The organism is Pseudomonas laurylsulfatiphila (assembly GCF_002934665.1).
GTDB classification, from domain to species: Bacteria; Pseudomonadota; Gammaproteobacteria; order Pseudomonadales; family Pseudomonadaceae; genus Aquipseudomonas; species Aquipseudomonas laurylsulfatiphila.
This window is the reverse complement of sequence record NZ_NIRS01000001.1, coordinates 1,176,420-1,193,601: the sequence shown is the minus strand read 5'-3', so window position 1 is coordinate 1,193,601 and position 17,182 is coordinate 1,176,420. Positions and strand designations below refer to the sequence as shown.

Sequence of the window (17,182 nt, the reverse complement as noted above, 5' to 3'; positions counted from 1 at the left end):
AAATTTTATGTTGGCTGACACGACGCCTTCGCGAGCAAGCTCGCTCCCACAGGGGGTGTGGAAGGGCTCAGAGGTTGGGCGTCAGGTCGCGTACCACGCGGAATCCAATCCAGTCGCCACGGGTCTGCGGGTCGATGTCGTTGCGGTTGCCCGAACGGGAAAACACCGGTGCTTCGCCCCAGTCGTTGCCACGGATGCGCAGGGTGTCGCAGTCGGGCTCGGTCCAGGCGCTGCCGTCGGTGGGCGCGCCGACGTAGTCCGGGTGGTAGCAGTCGGCGATCCACTCGTAGACGTTGCCGTGCATGTCATATAGGCCAAAGGCATTCGCTGGGTAGCTGCCGACCGGCGAGCTGTAGCTATAGCCGTCGGTCGGGCCGTAGGTGTTGGCGTGGGTGGCGATGCTGTACTCGGTGCCGGGGTCGAACGGGAAGGGGAACGCGCCCGTCGATCCGCCACGGGCCGCGTACTCGCGCTGGGCTTCGCTGACGATGTGGTAGTGCTGGCCGGTTTTCATCGACAGCCAGGCGACGTAGGCACTGACCTCGGCGAAGTTCATGCACACCGCCGGCTGGCGCGGGCCCTGGGGGTAGCTCGGCTTGCCGTTGCTGCACGCGCGGCCGGGGCGGGGGTCGCCATCGGGCAGGGTAATGCCGGTTTCCTTCATGTATTGGTTCCATTCGCCGGCGGTGATCTGGTAGCGGCTCATGGCGAAGGGTTTGTCGAACGTCACCTCATGCATCGGGCCTTCATCTGGCTCGCGGCCGACTTCGTTGTCCGGGGTGCCCATGGTGAAGGTGCCGGCGGGCAACACGACCATTTCCGGGCAGTCACGACAATCCTTGAACACTTTGCCCGGTAATGGCGCCGTATAGGCCTGGGCCAAGCCTGGCACGGTACTGCCGAGCAATCCCAGCAGGATCAGGGCGCCGAGGTTTTTGAGGGGGCTTTTCATACGAGTTCTCGCTGCTTGAAAGCGGTGGGTCAGAGCCGGCTGGCCATCAGTTCCATCAACCTGTCGATGTGCGCTTCGGTATTGAGCAACCCCGGCGACACTCGAATGATCGGCCCGACATCACGGTCCACGGCATCGCACACCACGCGCTGATCCATCAGGTAATTGGCGACTTCTTCGCAGTCGCGGTTCTTGATGCGGAAGAAGGTGAAACCGGCGGAATATTCCGGTGACAGTGGCGTCACCAGCTCCACCGACGGATGCTGCTGCAAGCGTTTTTTCAGGTAGCTGTTGATGTCGTGGATGCGTGCCGCGACCTCGGCCTTGCCCAGGTCCAGGTGCAACTTGAAGGCTTCGGTCAATGCCCAGCGGTGTTCGAACGAGTGATAGCCGCCGTAGGTCATCACCGTGGAAAATTGCGTGGCTTCGGAGAAGGTCGGGATGGTCGGCGTCACGTCCTTGAGCTCGTCGGAACGGGCGCAGATGATCCCGGTGCCCCGTGGGCCGAACATCCATTTGTGGGTGCCGGCGATGAAGAAATCGCAGTGCATGTCCGGGAAGTCGACGTTCTCCACGCCGAAGCCGTGGACGCCATCGATGACGTAGAGGATGCGGTCCTTGTCCTTGCGGCCACGGTTTTTCTCTTCCACCAGTTTGCCGATCTCGCCGATGGGCAGCTTCACGCCGCTGCCGGAGTGCACCCAGGTCATGCCCAGTACGCGGGTCTCGGGGCGGATGTTGCGTTCAATCGCGGCCAGCACTTCGGCGGTCGAGACCTTGTACGGGTCCTCGAACAATTTGATCTTGCGAACCTGGGTGCCGTCCTTCTGGGTGCGGTATTCGAACACGCTGTTGGCGGCGTAGTGCTCGTGATCGCTGGTGAGGATTTCCTGGTCCGGGCGCACGTGGATGCCGGCGTAGATCATCGCCAGGCCTTCGGTGGTGCTGCCGGTCAGGGCGATCTGCGACGGTTTGGCTTTCAGATAGCGCCCGGCCCAGACGCGCACCTCTTCTTCGCGGCGTTCGGTTTCGCCGCGATGCCAGTCCATGGCCAGGCCGGGGTTGCGATCGAGGTTGGCGCGGTGCATCTCGATGGCTTCACGCACCGGACGCGGGTGCGAGGTCACCAGGAAATTGGCGAAGTGCAGGTAGTTCGGGTCCTGTGTGAACAGCTGACGCAACTGGTCCCATTTGTCCTTGGGCAAGGGCGCCGGGGCAGCGGCCAGTGCCGGCAGGTTCACGGCCGAGGCCAGGGGAATGCCGGCCGCCAGAATGCCGGCCTGCTTGAGGAATGAACGACGGTTGGTCATGGGTTCGGTTCGCTATGGCAAAAAGGAAAAATCAGTTCTGGACCACGGGCCGGGAGGACTTTTGCACCTGGTCCCAGACCCGCAGGAAATTGCCGCCCCAGAGCTTGGCGATGTCGGCCTCGCTGTAGCCGCGGCTGATCAGTTCGGCGGTCACGTTGCGGGCTTCACTGACGTCTTTCCAGCCGTCGAGACCGCCGCCATCGTTGAAGTCGGAACTGATGCCGACGTGGTCGATGCCGATTTTTTTCACGGCGTAATCGATCGCGTCGCCGTAATCCTTGAGGCTGGCCTTGGGTTCCTCGTCGAGGATCGAATAGAGCTGGCTGGCGTATTCGCCGAAACGCTGCTCGGGCCAGACGGTGATCACCGGGTCACCCGGCATCAGCGCCATCTCCAGGCCTTGCAGCGGTTGCAGGTCGAAGCGCGCGCGCAGGTCGTTGAGCTTGTCCTGGGTGGCCTGGCTCAGCGGGCGGATGTAGGTCGGGAAACCGACAATCTGCACCACGCCGCCGCTGTTCTTGATCAACTGCATTTCCGCATCGCTGAGGTTGCGCGGGATGTCCACCAGGGCCCGCGGCGCCGAGTGCGAGGCGACCATCGGCGTGCGGCTCAGGTGCGCGACCTGCTCCAGGGCCTTGGTCGACATCTGCGACACATCGATGATCACGCCCAGGTCATTGAGACGCTGCACCGCTTGCTTGCCGATGTCCGACAGCCCGCCGAGGGCGTCCCGCGAATCATTGAAGAACGGCAGGGGCCGCGACGAGTCGGCCCAGGCGTTGTTGCCCACGTAGCTGAAGCCGAACATGCGCATGCCGCGCGCCGCCCACTTGTCCAGGGCGTTGAGGTCATTGCCCAGCGGGTAGGCGTTGAGCATGCTGATGAAAATCGCGAACTTGCCTTCGCCGTGCAGGCGACGGAAGTCGTCGGGGGTGTAGGCGATGGCGACTTGATGGGGGAAGTCGCGCACCATCGCGCTGATGATCTTGTAGCGGGTTTCCTGCTCGTGTCGGGCCTCGTCGACGAAACCGGCGGTCGGGCGATGGGGCGCGTTGGGGCCGTTCCAGATTTCCGGCCAGCCGAAAATCGTCAGCGCCGCCCCGGACAGGCGCCCGCGTCCGGTCTTGACCAGGTCGAACTGGCCTTCGCCGTCCTTGTCGACTTCGTTGCCGGCGGTGCCGAAGTCCATCGGTACGGTGATGTGGCTGTCGAACGAGAGGATACGCTCCTGCAGCTGATCGGCCTGTTTCATCACCTTCACCGGGTAGCCGGGATTGTCCCTGAGCCAGTAGTCCCAAGCCCCGAAGCCTGCCCCCGCGCTGATCGCCAGGGCCAGCGGCAAGCCGATGAAAAGAGCCTTTTTCGAACGTGGTTTTGTCATTGCCGTCTCAGTCAGGTTCGCCGTCGGGGATCAGGCGCGGGGGCCTTTGCTATCTGGGGGGAACGAGTGGCTGGCCATGGAATTTAGGTTGATCCAAAAAGATCGCAGCCTTCGGCAGCTCCTACAGGTGGGGCCCATGTAGGAGCTGCCGAAGGCTGCGATCTTTTGGGGGCGCCATAAATTTCCGGATGCAACAATCGTTCTAGCTTGGATAAAGCCTGCTCCATGGCTGACACAGGTAGGGCAATGACGATTTCTCGACGATGGTTCCTCGCGGGTCTGGCGCTGACCGGTGCCGCCGTGCCTGCGGCGTACTACGGGCATCGCGAACTGACCAAACCGGACCCGACGATCACCCCGGACGAAGCCTCGTTCGACGTGGCGGACGTGGCCGGCCAGCGGTTGGCGGACGCCTTGCGCGGGGTCTGGCAGATTCGGTTCGAAGGGCGTGACGCCGGTATCGAAGGCTTGCCCTTGGAGGGGCTGGAGGTCTTTCTCGACATCGGTCACAAAGGTCGTGGCGTCGTCGGTTTCTTCGACACCGCCGAGCGTTTGCGCTCCGCCGAGGAGCCCCGTTACCGGGTGCTCGGCGATCTGTCCGAGGCCAACCCGAAGCAGCTCGGTTGGCGACTGCTGGGCGCCAGCGGCTGTTGCGAGTACGAGTTCGACATGACCCTGGATGAGGTCTGGGCCGGTTTCGGTAACGCCGGCAGCGGCAGTCTCAGTGGGCGCGTGCTGGACCTCAAGCGCCCGCTGATGCTGACGGCCCAGGACAATCGTTTCATTGCCGTCAAACAGGTGTTCCCTGAAGCGCGCGAACGCACCGGCCTCAATCCGGCCCTGCTGGCCTGGCTGGTATCGCCGGAGCACCGTCTGTTTCACCAGCTCTGGCATGCCTCCCGGGACAAGTGGCACAAGCTGTCCGAAGACCAGCGCGGCGCCCTGCGCGGGCTCGGTTGGCAACCCGGTCCGCGAGACAGGGAGCGCGATGGCCGAGGTGCGCGCAAGGATCGCAACGGTTCGGGCGTGGACTTTTTCTTCATGCACCGGCACATGCTCGGCACGGCGCGTTCGATGCAGGACTTGCCGTCCTGGACGCACTTCCCGTTGCCGCAACCGGAGCTGGCGCGGGACCGGCCCGGCTTCGCCCGGTACTTCGACAACCACGACGGCACCGCACTGCCGCCAACCTGGGTGGCCGAGGACGATGACGAGTACACGCAATGGGTCAGTGACATCAAGACCGGCGATACGTATCACAGCAATTTCCAGGTCTGGGAATCGCGCTACCGTGATCCGCGTTACCTGTCGACGCTGACCCTCGGCCAGTTCGGCTCGGAGGTTGAACTGGGCCTGCACGACTGGCTGCACATGCGCTGGGCTTCGGTGCCGCGTGATCCATCGAACGGTCAGCCGGTGCCCTTTGCCCGTGATCCGGCAGATTTTTCCGCGCGCTGGTTCGCTGCGGAAAACGACTTCTTGGGCGACCCGTTTTCCTCCCATGTGAACCCGGTGTTCTGGCATTTCCACGGCTGGATCGACGATCGTCTGGAGGACTGGTTCCGCGCCCATGAACGCTTCCACCCAGGGCAGGTCAGTCGGCTGCAGGTCAATGGAGTGCCCTGGTTTGCGCCGGGGCGCTGGGTCGAAATCGATGACCCGTGGCTCGGCCCGGTCACCCATGGCTGCAGCACCACACCGGGGTTGCAGGCGGGCAAGTCAGTGGAAATGGACCCGGAAACCATGAAGCTGGCGTTGCGCATCACCTTTGGCGAGGACGAGAAGAAGCTGAAGGATTTGTTCCGCAAGGTGCCGCAGCGGCCGTGGTATGCGCGAAATCTGAAGGCTAAGCAGAACCAGGCTTGATACCGCGTTATCGTTCTTCGCGAGCAGGCTCGCTCCCACACTAGATCTTGGTCGTACACAAATTCTGTGCTCACTGAAGATCCATTGTGGGAGCGAGCCTGCTCGCGAAGGCGTACTCACTGACGACAAAAACTACAGAACCTGCCACCCCCCACCCAATGCCTTGTACAACGCAATGCTCGCCTGCATCCGCGACAAGCGCAGTTGCACATTCAAATCCTGCGCCGCATACAGCGTGCGTTGGGTTTCCAGGACCGTCAGCAAATCCTCGGCCCCGGCCTGGTAACGGCTTTGCGCGATGTTGAACGCGGTCTGTGCCTGGCTCAGTTCTTCACTCTGCCACCCGCGCTGTTCATCGAGCCCGCGAATGCTGTTGAGGGCTTTTTCGACGTCGGCGAAGCCGTTGATGATCGCGCCGCGATAGGTCTCCAGCAGTTCTTGCTGGCGCGCCGTGGCCTTGTCGCGCTGGGCACCGAGGCGGCCGTTGTTGAACACCGGCGCAAGCAGCCCGGCGGTGAGGTTGTAGAAGGGGCTGCGCAGAATATCGTCGGCCCGGTCGGCACCGGAGCCGATTTCGGTGGTGAGGGTCACGGTGGGCAGCATCGCGGCCCGGGCGACGGTGACGTCGGCCTGGGCGGCAGCCAGTTGCGCCTCGGCCCGGGCAATGTCCGGACGGCGGCTGAGCAACTGGCTGGGCACCCCGGCGTCGATAGCGGGCCAGGTTAGTTGATCGAAGCGTTCCTGACCCAGCGACAGTGCCTGCACCGGACGGCCGAGCAGGGCGGCGAGGCTGATTCGCGCCTCCTCGGCCTGTTGCCGCACTAGCGGCAGCTGGCGTTGCTGCGCCGCCACCAGGCTTTTTTGCTGCGCGAGTTCAAGGGCCGTGGCCGAGCCCGAATCGAAGCGGGTCTGCACCAGTTTCAGCACGTTTTGCGCATTGGCCAGGTTCAACTCGGCGATGCGGCTCTGTTCCTGCAGCGACAAGGCTTGCGCGTAACTGTTGGCCACGCCGCTGAGCAAGGTCAACTCCACGGTGGCCTGATCGAACTCGCTGGCGTTCAGACTGAATTGCGCACTGTCGCGGCTGGCTCGCTGGCCGCCCCAGAAATCGATTTCGTAGCTGGCCACCAGGTTCGCATTGAAGTAGTCGACGGCGTTGTTATCGCTGTCGGCATCGAGCTGACTGTAGCCGTTGCCCCGCATCAGCTTCTGGCGATTGGCATTGGCCGCGGCCTTGACCTCCGGCAGTTGCGAGCCGCCGGCGATGACCGTGTCGGCCTGGGCCTGGTGCACTCTGGCAATGGCGGCGGCCAAATCGTAACTGCCGAGCCGCGCCTGTTCGATCAGGCGACCCAGTTGCGGGCTGCCGAAGCGGTTCCACCATCGCTGGTTGTCATGGACAGCGCCTGCGGTATGTGGCGATTGCCAGGTGGCCGGCGGCTGGATGCCGCTGTCGGGGCGCTGGGCCGGGGTGCCGCAGGCACTGAGCAACAGGCACAGGGTTAACACACTGAGTGGCGGCTTCATCAATCGATCATTCACTGGTAAGGGCTGTGACCGGGTCGAGTCGGGCAGCTTTGCGGGCCGGCATAAAGCCGAAAACAACACCGGTGACCAGGGCGCAGCCGAAGGCACCCAGCACCGCTATCAGGGAGAATGCGACAGCCACTTCGCTGAAAATCAGCACGCCACCGACGATCAGCGCCAGGGCGATGCCGGTGAGGCCGCCCACCACCGACAGCATCACCGCCTCGGTGAGGAACTGGCGCAGAATGTCGCGCTGGCGTGCGCCGGTGGCCATGCGGATGCCGATTTCGCGGGTACGTTCGCGCACAGTCATGAGCATGATGTTCATCACGCCGATCCCGCCCACCAGCAGCGAAATGGCGGCAATCGAACCGAGCATCAGCGACAGGGTGTTTTGCGTGCGAGCCTCGGCCTGGATCATCGCGGCATTGTTGGTCAGTTCGAAGTCGTGCTTGCCGTCGTGCAGGCGCAGCATCAATTGCTCGATGGCCTTTTCGGTTTCCTTGACCTTGCGCGCGTCGTCGGCGGCGATGGCGATGTACTCGGGATTGTGCGTGCCGAACAGGCGCACACTGGCGGCGGAGTAGGGGATGGCAATGCGGTCGTCGCTGTCGGAGTCGCCGGAGCTGGCGCCTTTTTCGGCGAGTACGCCGACCACCTGGAAGGGTACGTTTTCGATCAGGATGTACTGGCCGATGGGGTTGGCCACGTCCTTGAGCAACTTGGTCCGCACCTTGTGCCCGATCACCGCGACCGCCGCGGCGTTCTGTTCATCGGCGTGGGTGAAGTAGCTGCCTTCGACCACCGGCCAGTTGAAGATCGCCGGGAAGTTGGTGTCGTTGCCACCGACATAGCTCATGTGATCAAGGTTGCCGAAACGCACTCCGGCCTCCTGGCCGTTGACCGGCATGATCCGCATCACCTGGGGCAAGCTGGCGATCGCCGCGACCTCGTCGAGGGTGATGATGCCCATCGGCGTGCGCGGATTGGGCGCCGAGCCGCTGAGGTAAATGATGTTGGAACCGAACGCGCCCATCTGCGCCATCACCTGGCGCTTGCTGCCTTCACCCACGGCCAGCATGACCACCACCGAGGCGACGCCGATGATGATCCCGAGCAGGGTCAGCGCGGTGCGGAACTTGTTGATCCACATTACCCGCCACGCCGCGTGCACGGCATCGACCAATTCGCCTTTCCAGGCGCCGGTGGCTTCAGCGCCTTCACTCAAGCGCTTGCGCAGGTCGACGGCTTGTAGCGCACCCGGGTTGGCCGAGTTTTGCGCGGTCGGGTTTTCAGCGGCGCTGTCACTGATGATCAGGCCGTCGCGGATCTCGATGATGCGTTTGGCCCGGGCCGCCACTTCGCGGTCGTGGGTGATGAGGATCACCACGTGGCCCTGGCTCGCCAGCTCGTCGAGCAGGCTCATGACCTCGGCGCCGCTGTGGCTGTCGAGGGCGCCGGTGGGTTCGTCGGCAAGGATGATGTGACCGCCGTTCATCAGCGCACGGGCGATCGACACCCGTTGCTGCTGGCCGCCGGAGAGCTGATGGGGGCGGTTGCCGGTGCGCGAAGCCAGGCCGAGGCGGTCGAGCAGGGCGGCGGCGCGGGCGTGGCGTTCGGCGGCCGGGGTGCCTGCGTAGATCGCCGGCATCTCGACGTTTTCCTGGGCCGAGCCGGATGGAATCAGGTGGTAGCCCTGGAACACAAACCCGAAGGCTTCGCGCCGCAGCCAGGCCAGTTCGTCGCTGTCGAGGGCGGCGACGTTTTCCCCGGCGAAACGGTACTCGCCTGAGGTCGGACGGTCTAGGCAGCCGAGGATGTTCATCAGCGTCGACTTGCCGGAACCGGAGGCGCCGACAATCGCCACGAACTCGCCGGCATGGATCGACAGATCGATGCCGCGCAATACGTGAACTTCAGGCGCGTCGCCACCGCCGTAGGCTTTGCGGATGTCCGAAAGTTCGATCAGGGGCGTCTGCATTCAGCCGCCACTCCCGTCGACCGGGCCGATCAACAGGTGATCGCCTTCTTGCAGGCCGTCGAGGATCTGCACCCGCAGGCGGTCACTGATGCCGGTGCGCACGTTGCGCTGTTCGATGCTGCCGTTTTTGGCGACCACTTGCGCGGTCTGCAGGTCTGGCTGCGCGCCGGCTTGCAGGGCGGCGATGGGTGCGGTGAGGACGTTCTGCGCCTGGTTGGCGACGAAGAACACCTGGGTGGTCATTTCCGCCATCAGCGCGTTGTCGGCGTTGTCGACGTCCAGCAGCACGGTGTACAGCACCACGCGGGCACTCCCGCTTTTGCTGGTGCTGGCGGGGCTGCCACCGCCCTGGCTGGTCTGGTCCAGGGGCTTGGGCGGCACGGGGAGGATTTGCCGCACGGTGCTGGTCCAGCGCCGGGTGCCGCCGCTCAGGGTGGTGAACCAGGCGTGCATGCCGGGTTTGACGTGGCCGATGTCGGCCTCCGAGACCTCGGCCCACACGGTCATCGGCGACAGCTTGGCGATGCGCAGGATCAGCGGTGTCTGCTGCTGGGCGTTGAGGGTCTGGCCCTCGCGGGCATCCAGCGCGACCACTGTGCCGGCCATCGGTGCATAAATCCGCGTGTAGCCGAGCTCCGCCTGATCGCTGCGCAGGCTGGCTTCGGCCTGGCGGATCTGCGCCTGGAACATGTCGATGCGCGCCTGGGTCACGCGCAGTTCGGCCTGGGCGGTCTGCACGTCTTCTTCGCGGGTGGCGCCGCCAGCGGCGAGGTTCTGCTGGCGCTGGTATTTCTGCCGGGCCAGTTCGTGTTGCGCCCGCTGCTCCTGCAGCTGCGCCTTGAGGTTTTCGATGGAGAAGCGTCCGGCATCGAGTTTGGCCTGTTGCGTGGACGGGTCGATTTCCACCAGCAACTGGCCTTCCTTGACCCGGTCGCCGACTTCCACGTGGATCTTGTGGATTTGCCCGGAGGCCTGGGCGCCGACGTCGACATAGCGTCGCGGTTGCAGGGTGCCCAGGGCGGTGACGCTGCTTTCAATGTCGGCACGGCTGACCTGGACGGTGGTGAACTGGTCGCGGCCCGGTGGGATGAACTGCCAGGCGGCGACGGCCACCACGGGGATCAGACAAAGTGCTGCAAGCAGGGCGCGTCGGGTCTGTCGGGGGCGTTTCATGCAGGGTTCCGGCCTTGGGAAATCGGCCCGTCCGGGCAGAGACGGGGAGCTGTCCTTAGGACGATGAAAGCCCCCGGGAATTTAGCCCCAGACACACGACGTAACACCTACGGGGGGGACTATTTATCGGGCGAGGTGAAGCAATACTTTAAATCTATATGAGAATTACTATAAATTACACCTCTCAAACTGCCACTATCGTGCCACTGCGTGTTCCAGCGGTCGCCGAGACGGCTCAAGGACAGCAACCGCACCCCCGTGCGGACGGGAGTCATGTTGGAAAACTACTATCGCGAGCTGGTGTGTTTCCTGAACGCCAGGCTGGGCAACCGTCAGGTGGCTGAAGATGTGGTGCATGACGCTTACCTGCGGGTCCTGGAGCGTTCCAGCGATACACCGATCGAGCAGCCCCGGGCATTCCTTTATCGCACCGCCCTCAACCTGGTCGTCGATGACCATCGGCGCAACGCCTTGCGTCGCACCGAGCCGCTGGACGTACTCGACAGCGAAGAAAGCTGCTTCACGCCTTCACCGCACAAGGTCCTCGATCACGGCGAGCGCCTGGATATGCTCCAGCGTGCCCTGGCGGAACTGCCACGGCTGTGCCGCGAGAGTTTTCTGTTGCGCAAGATCGATGGCCTGTCCCATCTGGAAATCGCCGGGCAACTGGGCATTTCCCGTGCGCTGGTGGAAAAGCACATCGTCAACGCCATGAAGCATTGCCGTGCGCGGATGCGTCAGTGGGAAGGCCACTGATCCCCCCGGGATTCATCCAGCCCCGCTAAATTTTGTTCCATTGTCCTCGTTCCTACTCAACAGACGACCTGTTGTGCGGCCCAAGGCCTGTCAGGTCACTTAGGTTCAATGCCCCGCTGTTGCGGGGAACATCCAGAGGACACTGGAAATGACACAGGCAATTGCATCGCCCCTCGTTCACGACCTGATCGGCGTCGGTTTCGGCCCGTCGAACCTGGCACTGGCCATCGCGCTGCAAGAGCGCGGGGCGAGCCAGGGCAACCTGGATGTGCTGTTTCTCGACAAGCAGGCCGACTACCGCTGGCACGGCAACACCCTGGTGACCCAGAGCGAGTTGCAGATTTCCTTCCTCAAGGACCTGGTGACCCTGCGCAACCCGACCAGTCCTTATTCGTTCGTCAATTACCTCAAGGCCCACGGGCGCCTGGTGGACTTCATCAACCTGGGCACCTTCTATCCATGCCGCATGGAGTACAACGACTACCTGCGCTGGGTTGCCGGGCAGTTCACGGCGCAAAGCCGTTACGGCGAAGAAGTGCTGACCATCGAGCCGGTGCTGCACAACCACCAGGTCGAGGCATTGCGGGTGATTTCCCGCGATGCGAGCGGCCATCAACAGATACGCACCACCCGTTCGGTGGTGGTCAGCGCCGGTGGCACGCCGCGTATTCCCGAAGTGTTCAAGGCGCTCAAGGATGACGGCCGGGTGTTCCACCATTCCCAGTACCTGGCGCAGATGGCCAAGCAGCCGTGCGTGAACAACCAGCCGATGAGCATTGCGATCATCGGTGGCGGGCAGAGCGCCGCCGAGGCCTTCATCGATTTGAACGACAGCTTCCCGTCGGTGCAGGTGGACATGATCCTGCGCGGCTCGGCACTCAAGCCGGCCGACGACAGCCCCTTCGTCAACGAAGTGTTCTCGCCGGAGTTCACCGACCTGGTGTTCCAGCAGCCCGACAGCGAGCGCGAGCGCCTGGTCAACGAGTACCACAACACCAACTACTCGGTGGTGGACATCGATCTGATCCAGCGCATCTACGGCATCTTCTATCGGCAGAAGGTCTCGGGGATCGCCCGTCATGCGTTCCATACCCTGACCACGATCGAAAAGGCCACCGCCAACGAACGCGGCGTCGAACTGTTGCTGCGCAACAACGCCACCGGTGAAGTCTCGGTGCGTCACTACGACGCCGTGGTCCTGGCCACCGGTTACGAGCGGCAGATGCACCGCAAGCTGCTGGCGCCGCTGGAAGAGTACCTCGGTGACTTTGAAGTCGACCGCAACTACAAACTGATCACCGACGAGCGCTGCAAGGCCGGCCTCTATATGCAGGGCTTCTGCCAGGCCAGCCACGGGCTGAGCGACACCTTGCTGTCGATCCTGCCGATCCGTGCCGATGAGATTGCCGGCTCTTTGTATGAGCATGGCAAGCATCGCGGGCATGGGCGGTCGGTGGTGGATCTGTTGTTGGCGACCGCGAGCTAAGTTTTTCGGCGCCTGACAGGCCGCCTTCGCGAGCAGGCTCGCTCCCACAATGGACCTGTGTTCACAGGACTACTGTGGGAGCGAGCCTGCTCGCGAAGGGGCCATTGAAATCACCCAAAACCCTCAATCCTGAACCCTTCCTGAAGAACCCCGCGTTTCCCCCTGCAAGACTTTGTAACGGGTTTACTCTCCAAACATCGGGGCGTAAGCTTCGCGCGTTTTCATCCATTACGGAGACCCACAGTGGGTACTTGTTCGAGTGACAGTTGTCGGCCGGTCTCGGTAACCGGCATTTTCTCGGCAAGATAACGCGCAGTCTCCTGTGCCGTTGTCTCGCCGACAAGCGAGCAGCGGCATCCTGATCATGGCCAGTCCCGGTCGTGTCTCGACGACCCTCTCATCGACACTGAACAGTGCGTGGTTTCGATTTTTTTGTCGTGGCCGCCGCTCTATCGACACGCCTGTCATTCGTGACCGGCGCGCCAGGCCTTGCCTTGCCGGTTGTTCCGGCGGCAAAGGCGTGGACCTGCCTGCTCGACGGTTTCCCGGCTGACCAAAGGGGCACCAGCCATGAAACTTACCCTCAAGGAATTCTTCGCAGGCTTCCTGCGTAACCGCCACATCGCCCGGCACTTCCGTCGCCTGGCGTTGCTGGAAACCTTCACCGACACCACGGTCAGCCGTGAAGTCCCGCCCACCCTGGCGCAAACCCTGGTGGCCGCTGCCGGCAGCGACACCGGCCAGTTGCTCAACACACTCGGCTCCCACACCGATGGCTTGAGCGAACCTGAAGCCGATGCCCTGCGCGAGCAGTTCGGCCTCAATGAAGTCGAGCACGAACAACCGCTGCCCTGGTGGACGCACCTGTGGCACTGCTACAAGAATCCGTTCAACCTGCTGCTGACGCTGCTGGCGGTCATCTCCTGGCTGACCGAGGACATGAAAGCCGCCATCGTGATTTTCTCCATGGTGGTGCTCTCGACCTTGCTGCGTTTCTGGCAGGAAACCAAATCCAACCAGGCCGCCGATGCCCTCAAGGCCATGGTCAGCAACACGGCCACGGTGATGCGCCGGGACCTTGAGGAGCACCGCGCGCAGCGCATCGAATTGCCGATCAAACAACTGGTTCCGGGCGACCTGATCGTGTTGTCTGCCGGGGACATGATTCCCGCCGATTGCCGGGTGCTCAGCGCCAAGGACCTGTTCGTCAGTCAGGCGGCCATGACCGGCGAATCGATGCCGGTGGAAAAATTTTCCCGGCAGCAGGACCGCGACACGCTCAACCCGCTGGACCTGGACAACATCCTTTTCATGGGCACCAACGTGGTGTCCGGCACGGCCATGGCGGTGATCCTCACCACCGGCAACAGCACCTATTTCGGTGCCCTGGCTCAGCGGGTCGGTGCGACGGATCGCGCGCCGACTTCGTTCCAGACCGGCGTCAACAAAGTCAGCTGGCTGTTGATCCGCTTCATGTTCGTGATGGCGCCGCTGGTGTTGTTTATCAACGGTTTCACCAAGGGCGACTGGACCGAAGCGCTGCTGTTCGCGCTGTCGATTGCCGTGGGTCTGACCCCGGAAATGCTGCCGATGATCGTCACCTCGACCCTGGCCAAGGGCGCGGTGTTCCTGTCGCGCAAGAAAGTCATCGTCAAACGCCTCGACGCGATCCAGAACTTCGGCGCCATGGACGTGCTGTGCACCGACAAGACCGGCACCCTGACCCAGGACAAGATCTTCCTGGCGCGCAACGTCGACGTCTGGGGCAACGATTCCGATGACGTGCTGGAAATGGCCTACCTCAACAGCTACTACCAGACCGGCTTGAAAAACCTGCTGGATGTGGCGGTGCTCGAACACGTCGAAATCCATCGTGAATTGAAAGTCGGCACGGCGTTTCGCAAGGTCGACGAGATTCCGTTCGACTTCACTCGCCGGCGCATGTCGGTGGTGGTCGCCGAGCGCGATCAGCCGCACCTGCTGATCTGCAAGGGGGCGGTAGAAGAGGTGCTGGCGGTGTGCTCGCGGGTGCGTCACGGCGAAGTCGATGATGTCTTGACCGAAGAACTGCTGGCGCGAATCCGTCAGGTCACGGCCACGTTCAACGCCGAGGGCCTGCGGGTGGTGGCGGTCGCAGCGCGGCCGATGATCGAAGGTCGCGACACCTACAGCCTGGCCGATGAACAGGCCCTGACGCTGATCGGTTACGTAGCCTTTCTCGATCCGCCGAAAGAAAGCACCGCGCCGGCCCTCAAGGCGCTGGCGGCCCACGGCGTGGCGGTGAAAGTGCTGACCGGCGACAACGAGCTGGTGACGGCGAAGATCTGCCGCGAAGTCGGCCTGGAGCAGCAGGGTCTGCTGATGGGCAACGACATCGAACGCATGAGCGACACCGAACTGGCGAAAGCCGTGGAAACCACCAACGTCTTCGCCAAACTGACGCCGTCGCACAAGGAGCGCATCGTCCGACTGCTCAAGGGCAACGGCCATGTGGTCGGTTTCATGGGCGACGGCATCAACGACGCCCCGGCCCTGCGCACGGCCGACATCGGTATTTCCGTGGACAGCGCCGTGGACATCGCCAAGGAGGCGGCCGACATCATCCTGCTGGAAAAGAGCCTGATGGTGCTGGAGGAGGGCGTGCTGGAAGGGCGCCGCACCTTCGCCAACATGCTCAAGTACATCAAGATGACCGCCAGTTCGAACTTCGGCAACGTGTTCTCGGTGCTGGTGGCCAGTGCGTTCATCCCCTTCCTGCCGATGCTGCCGATGCACCTGCTGGTGCAGAACCTGCTCTATGACATTTCGCAGATTGCCATTCCGTTCGATAACGTCGACGACGAGATGCTCAAGCAACCGCAGCGCTGGCAGCCGGCGGATGTCGGGCGCTTCATGCTGTTTTTCGGGCCGATCAGTTCGATCTTCGACATCACCACGTTCGCCTTGATGTGGTACGTGTTCGATGCCAACACCCCGGATCACCAGACCCTGTTCCAGTCCGGCTGGTTCGTGGTCGGGCTGCTGACCCAGACACTGATCGTGCACATGATCCGCACGCCGAAGATCCCGTTCCTGCAAAGCCGCGCGGCCATGCCGTTGCTGGTGATGACCGGGTTGATCATGGCCGTGGGGATTTTCCTGCCGATGGGACCGCTGGCGCATTACTTCAAGCTGCAGGCATTGCCATCGCTGTACTTCGCGTTCCTGCCGGTGATCCTGCTGGCGTACATGGCGCTGACCCAGGCGGTGAAGGGGTTCTACATCCGGCGGTTTGGCTGGCAGTAATGCTGCCAGATGTAGGAGCGAGCCTGCTCGCGATGGTCGTTAACGATAACGCGTGTTTACTGGCTAAACGCGGCGCTCTTGAGACCATCGCGAGCAAGCTCGCTCCTACAGGGGATCGTGTTTTTTTCAAGGGATTCATCATGCAAGCACTTAACAACCTCAACCTGACCTCTCTGCTCGACACTCTGGTCAGCCTCAGCGCGGCCTTCATCCTCGGTGGCCTGATCGGTTTCGAGCGCCAGTACCGGCAGCGCACCGCCGGCCTGCGTACCAACGTGCTGGTGGCGGTGGGCGCGGCGATTTTCGTCGACATGGCCAACCGGCTCGGCGGTGCCGACGGCGCCGTGCGGGTCGTTGCCTACGTGGTTTCCGGCATCGGCTTTCTCGGTGCCGGGGTGATCATGCGCGAGGAGGGCAATGTGCGCGGCCTCAATACGGCTGCCACCCTCTGGACCTCGGCGGCGGTCGGTGCCTGTGCCGGTGCCGACCTGCTGGCCGAGGCCTTGCTCGGCACGCTGTTCGTGCTCGCGGCCAACACCTTGCTGCGACCGATCGTCAACAACATCAACCGTCAACCGCTGGACGTGATTTCGGCGGAAGTCACCAACATCGTCTATGTCATCGCCCGGCGTACGCAGCAGAAAACCGTGCTGGCCTTGCTCGAAGCCGAGCTGGAGCGCAGCAACTATCCGGCCAGCGATGTCGATGTGCATGCCTTCGGCACGGATGAAATTGAAATCGAGGCCACCCTGGCGACCACCTCGGTCGACGGGGATGAGCTGGATGCGCTGGTGGCACGGATTTCGACCTCGACCCTGGTGGTGCAGGCGTTCTGGAGTCCGAGTACTACGGAATGAAGGCCAAGGTTTCCTTGGCAAGCGTCAGACTAACCGGCACTTATTTAGGAATATTCCTACATAAACCTAGGAGGGTCTTCCGTAGGCTTTGCGACCTCTTGAAACCGACATCCATTTGGAGGTCACCTTGCCGGATAAATCCTTGCGCATCCTGATCGCCGATGTGCAGCACTTCAACTGCCTGCGGATCGAGCGGCTGTTCAACCAGCTCGGCTACTTTCGGGTGGCGCCGGTGCACAACCTCGACGAGCTCCTTCCACTGGTGGAGTACGCTGGCGAGCCTCTGGATCTGGTGCTCGTCAATGGGGCGATGGCCAGCGAAGGGCTGGACCTGTTCAGTTTCCTGGCCGACAACCCGCAGGTTCATCACGGGTTTATCTTCAATGAACAGCAGGTGCCGGTGCCGCCCGTCGCGGGCAAGGTCCAGGTCAGCCAGGCCGTTCTGCCTGACCTTGCGTCAATCACGCAGTTGATGAGCGCCATTGATTGTGGGTTACCGTTCGTCGGAACTGTCATTTCTGTCAGGTAGTTCTTTCCAGCCTTCCATGCAAAAGTCTATGCGCAGCGTTGTGCCCAGCTGCTGCGGTGCCTGGAGGGCATTTTTTGCC

At 62.8% G+C, this 17,182-nt stretch carries 12 protein-coding genes; 6 read left to right on the top strand and 6 right to left on the bottom strand.

Annotated features, from left to right (window positions below; genetic code table 11):
* Nucleotides 1–67: 67 nt before the first annotated feature.
* From pvdO to pvdM, 3 genes are read right to left on the bottom strand one after another with little or no spacing between them, the layout of a single operon-like run.
* A complete protein-coding gene (gene pvdO / locus CD175_RS05535; RefSeq protein WP_104447993.1) occupies nucleotides 68–952 on the bottom strand; it encodes a dihydropyoverdine dehydrogenase in 885 nt (294 codons plus the stop codon).
* 29 nt (nucleotides 953–981) lie between these two features.
* Nucleotides 982–2,262, bottom strand: a complete 1,281-nt coding sequence (pvdN, locus tag CD175_RS05530) for a pyoverdine-tailoring periplasmic protein PvdN (protein ID WP_104447992.1) — start codon at nucleotides 2,260–2,262, stop codon at nucleotides 982–984.
* A gap of 31 nt (nucleotides 2,263–2,293) precedes the next feature.
* Nucleotides 2,294–3,643, bottom strand: a complete 1,350-nt coding sequence (gene pvdM / locus CD175_RS05525) for a pyoverdine-tailoring dipeptidase-like protein PvdM (protein WP_104447991.1) — start codon at nucleotides 3,641–3,643, stop codon at nucleotides 2,294–2,296.
* 246 nt (nucleotides 3,644–3,889) lie between these two features.
* Between pvdM and pvdP the strand changes: the two genes are divergently transcribed.
* A complete protein-coding gene (gene pvdP / locus CD175_RS05520; RefSeq protein ID WP_104447990.1) occupies nucleotides 3,890–5,509 on the top strand; it encodes a pyoverdine maturation tyrosinase PvdP in 1,620 nt (539 codons plus the stop codon).
* 132 nt (nucleotides 5,510–5,641) lie between these two features.
* Here pvdP and CD175_RS05515 read toward each other — a convergent pair whose 3' ends face one another.
* From CD175_RS05515 to CD175_RS05505, 3 genes are read right to left on the bottom strand one after another with little or no spacing between them, the layout of a single operon-like run.
* On the bottom strand, nucleotides 5,642–7,036 hold the full coding sequence (locus tag CD175_RS05515) for an efflux transporter outer membrane subunit (RefSeq protein ID WP_104447989.1): 1,395 nt from the start codon (nucleotides 7,034–7,036) through the stop codon (nucleotides 5,642–5,644).
* Between the two features lie 7 nt (nucleotides 7,037–7,043).
* Nucleotides 7,044–9,017: a MacB family efflux pump subunit gene (locus tag CD175_RS05510; protein ID WP_104447988.1), complete on the bottom strand. Its 1,974-nt coding sequence runs from the start codon at nucleotides 9,015–9,017 to the stop codon at nucleotides 7,044–7,046.
* Entirely contained in the window at nucleotides 9,018–10,190 is a 1,173-nt protein-coding gene (locus tag CD175_RS05505) for an efflux RND transporter periplasmic adaptor subunit (protein WP_104447987.1), read from the bottom strand.
* 273 nt (nucleotides 10,191–10,463) lie between these two features.
* On the opposite strand from CD175_RS05505, the gene CD175_RS05500 reads away from it, so the two are divergent.
* The 5 genes from CD175_RS05500 (at nucleotide 10,464) to CD175_RS05480 (ending at nucleotide 17,103) form a co-directional block, all read left to right on the top strand.
* On the top strand, nucleotides 10,464–10,946 hold the full coding sequence (locus tag CD175_RS05500) for a sigma-70 family RNA polymerase sigma factor (protein WP_104447986.1): 483 nt from the start codon (nucleotides 10,464–10,466) through the stop codon (nucleotides 10,944–10,946).
* Between the two features lie 148 nt (nucleotides 10,947–11,094).
* Complete coding sequence (locus CD175_RS05495) at nucleotides 11,095–12,432, top strand: lysine N(6)-hydroxylase/L-ornithine N(5)-oxygenase family protein (protein ID WP_104447985.1); 1,338 nt, start codon at nucleotides 11,095–11,097, stop codon at nucleotides 12,430–12,432.
* 570 nt (nucleotides 12,433–13,002) lie between these two features.
* Complete coding sequence (gene mgtA / locus CD175_RS05490; protein WP_104447984.1) at nucleotides 13,003–15,717, top strand: magnesium-translocating P-type ATPase; 2,715 nt, start codon at nucleotides 13,003–13,005, stop codon at nucleotides 15,715–15,717.
* Nucleotides 15,718–15,857: 140 nt separating this feature from the next.
* Entirely contained in the window at nucleotides 15,858–16,574 is a 717-nt protein-coding gene (locus tag CD175_RS05485; protein ID WP_104447983.1) for an MgtC/SapB family protein, read from the top strand.
* 127 nt (nucleotides 16,575–16,701) lie between these two features.
* A complete protein-coding gene (locus CD175_RS05480) occupies nucleotides 16,702–17,103 on the top strand; it encodes an ANTAR domain-containing protein (RefSeq protein ID WP_104448081.1) in 402 nt (133 codons plus the stop codon).
* Nucleotides 17,104–17,182: the final 79 nt, after the last annotated feature.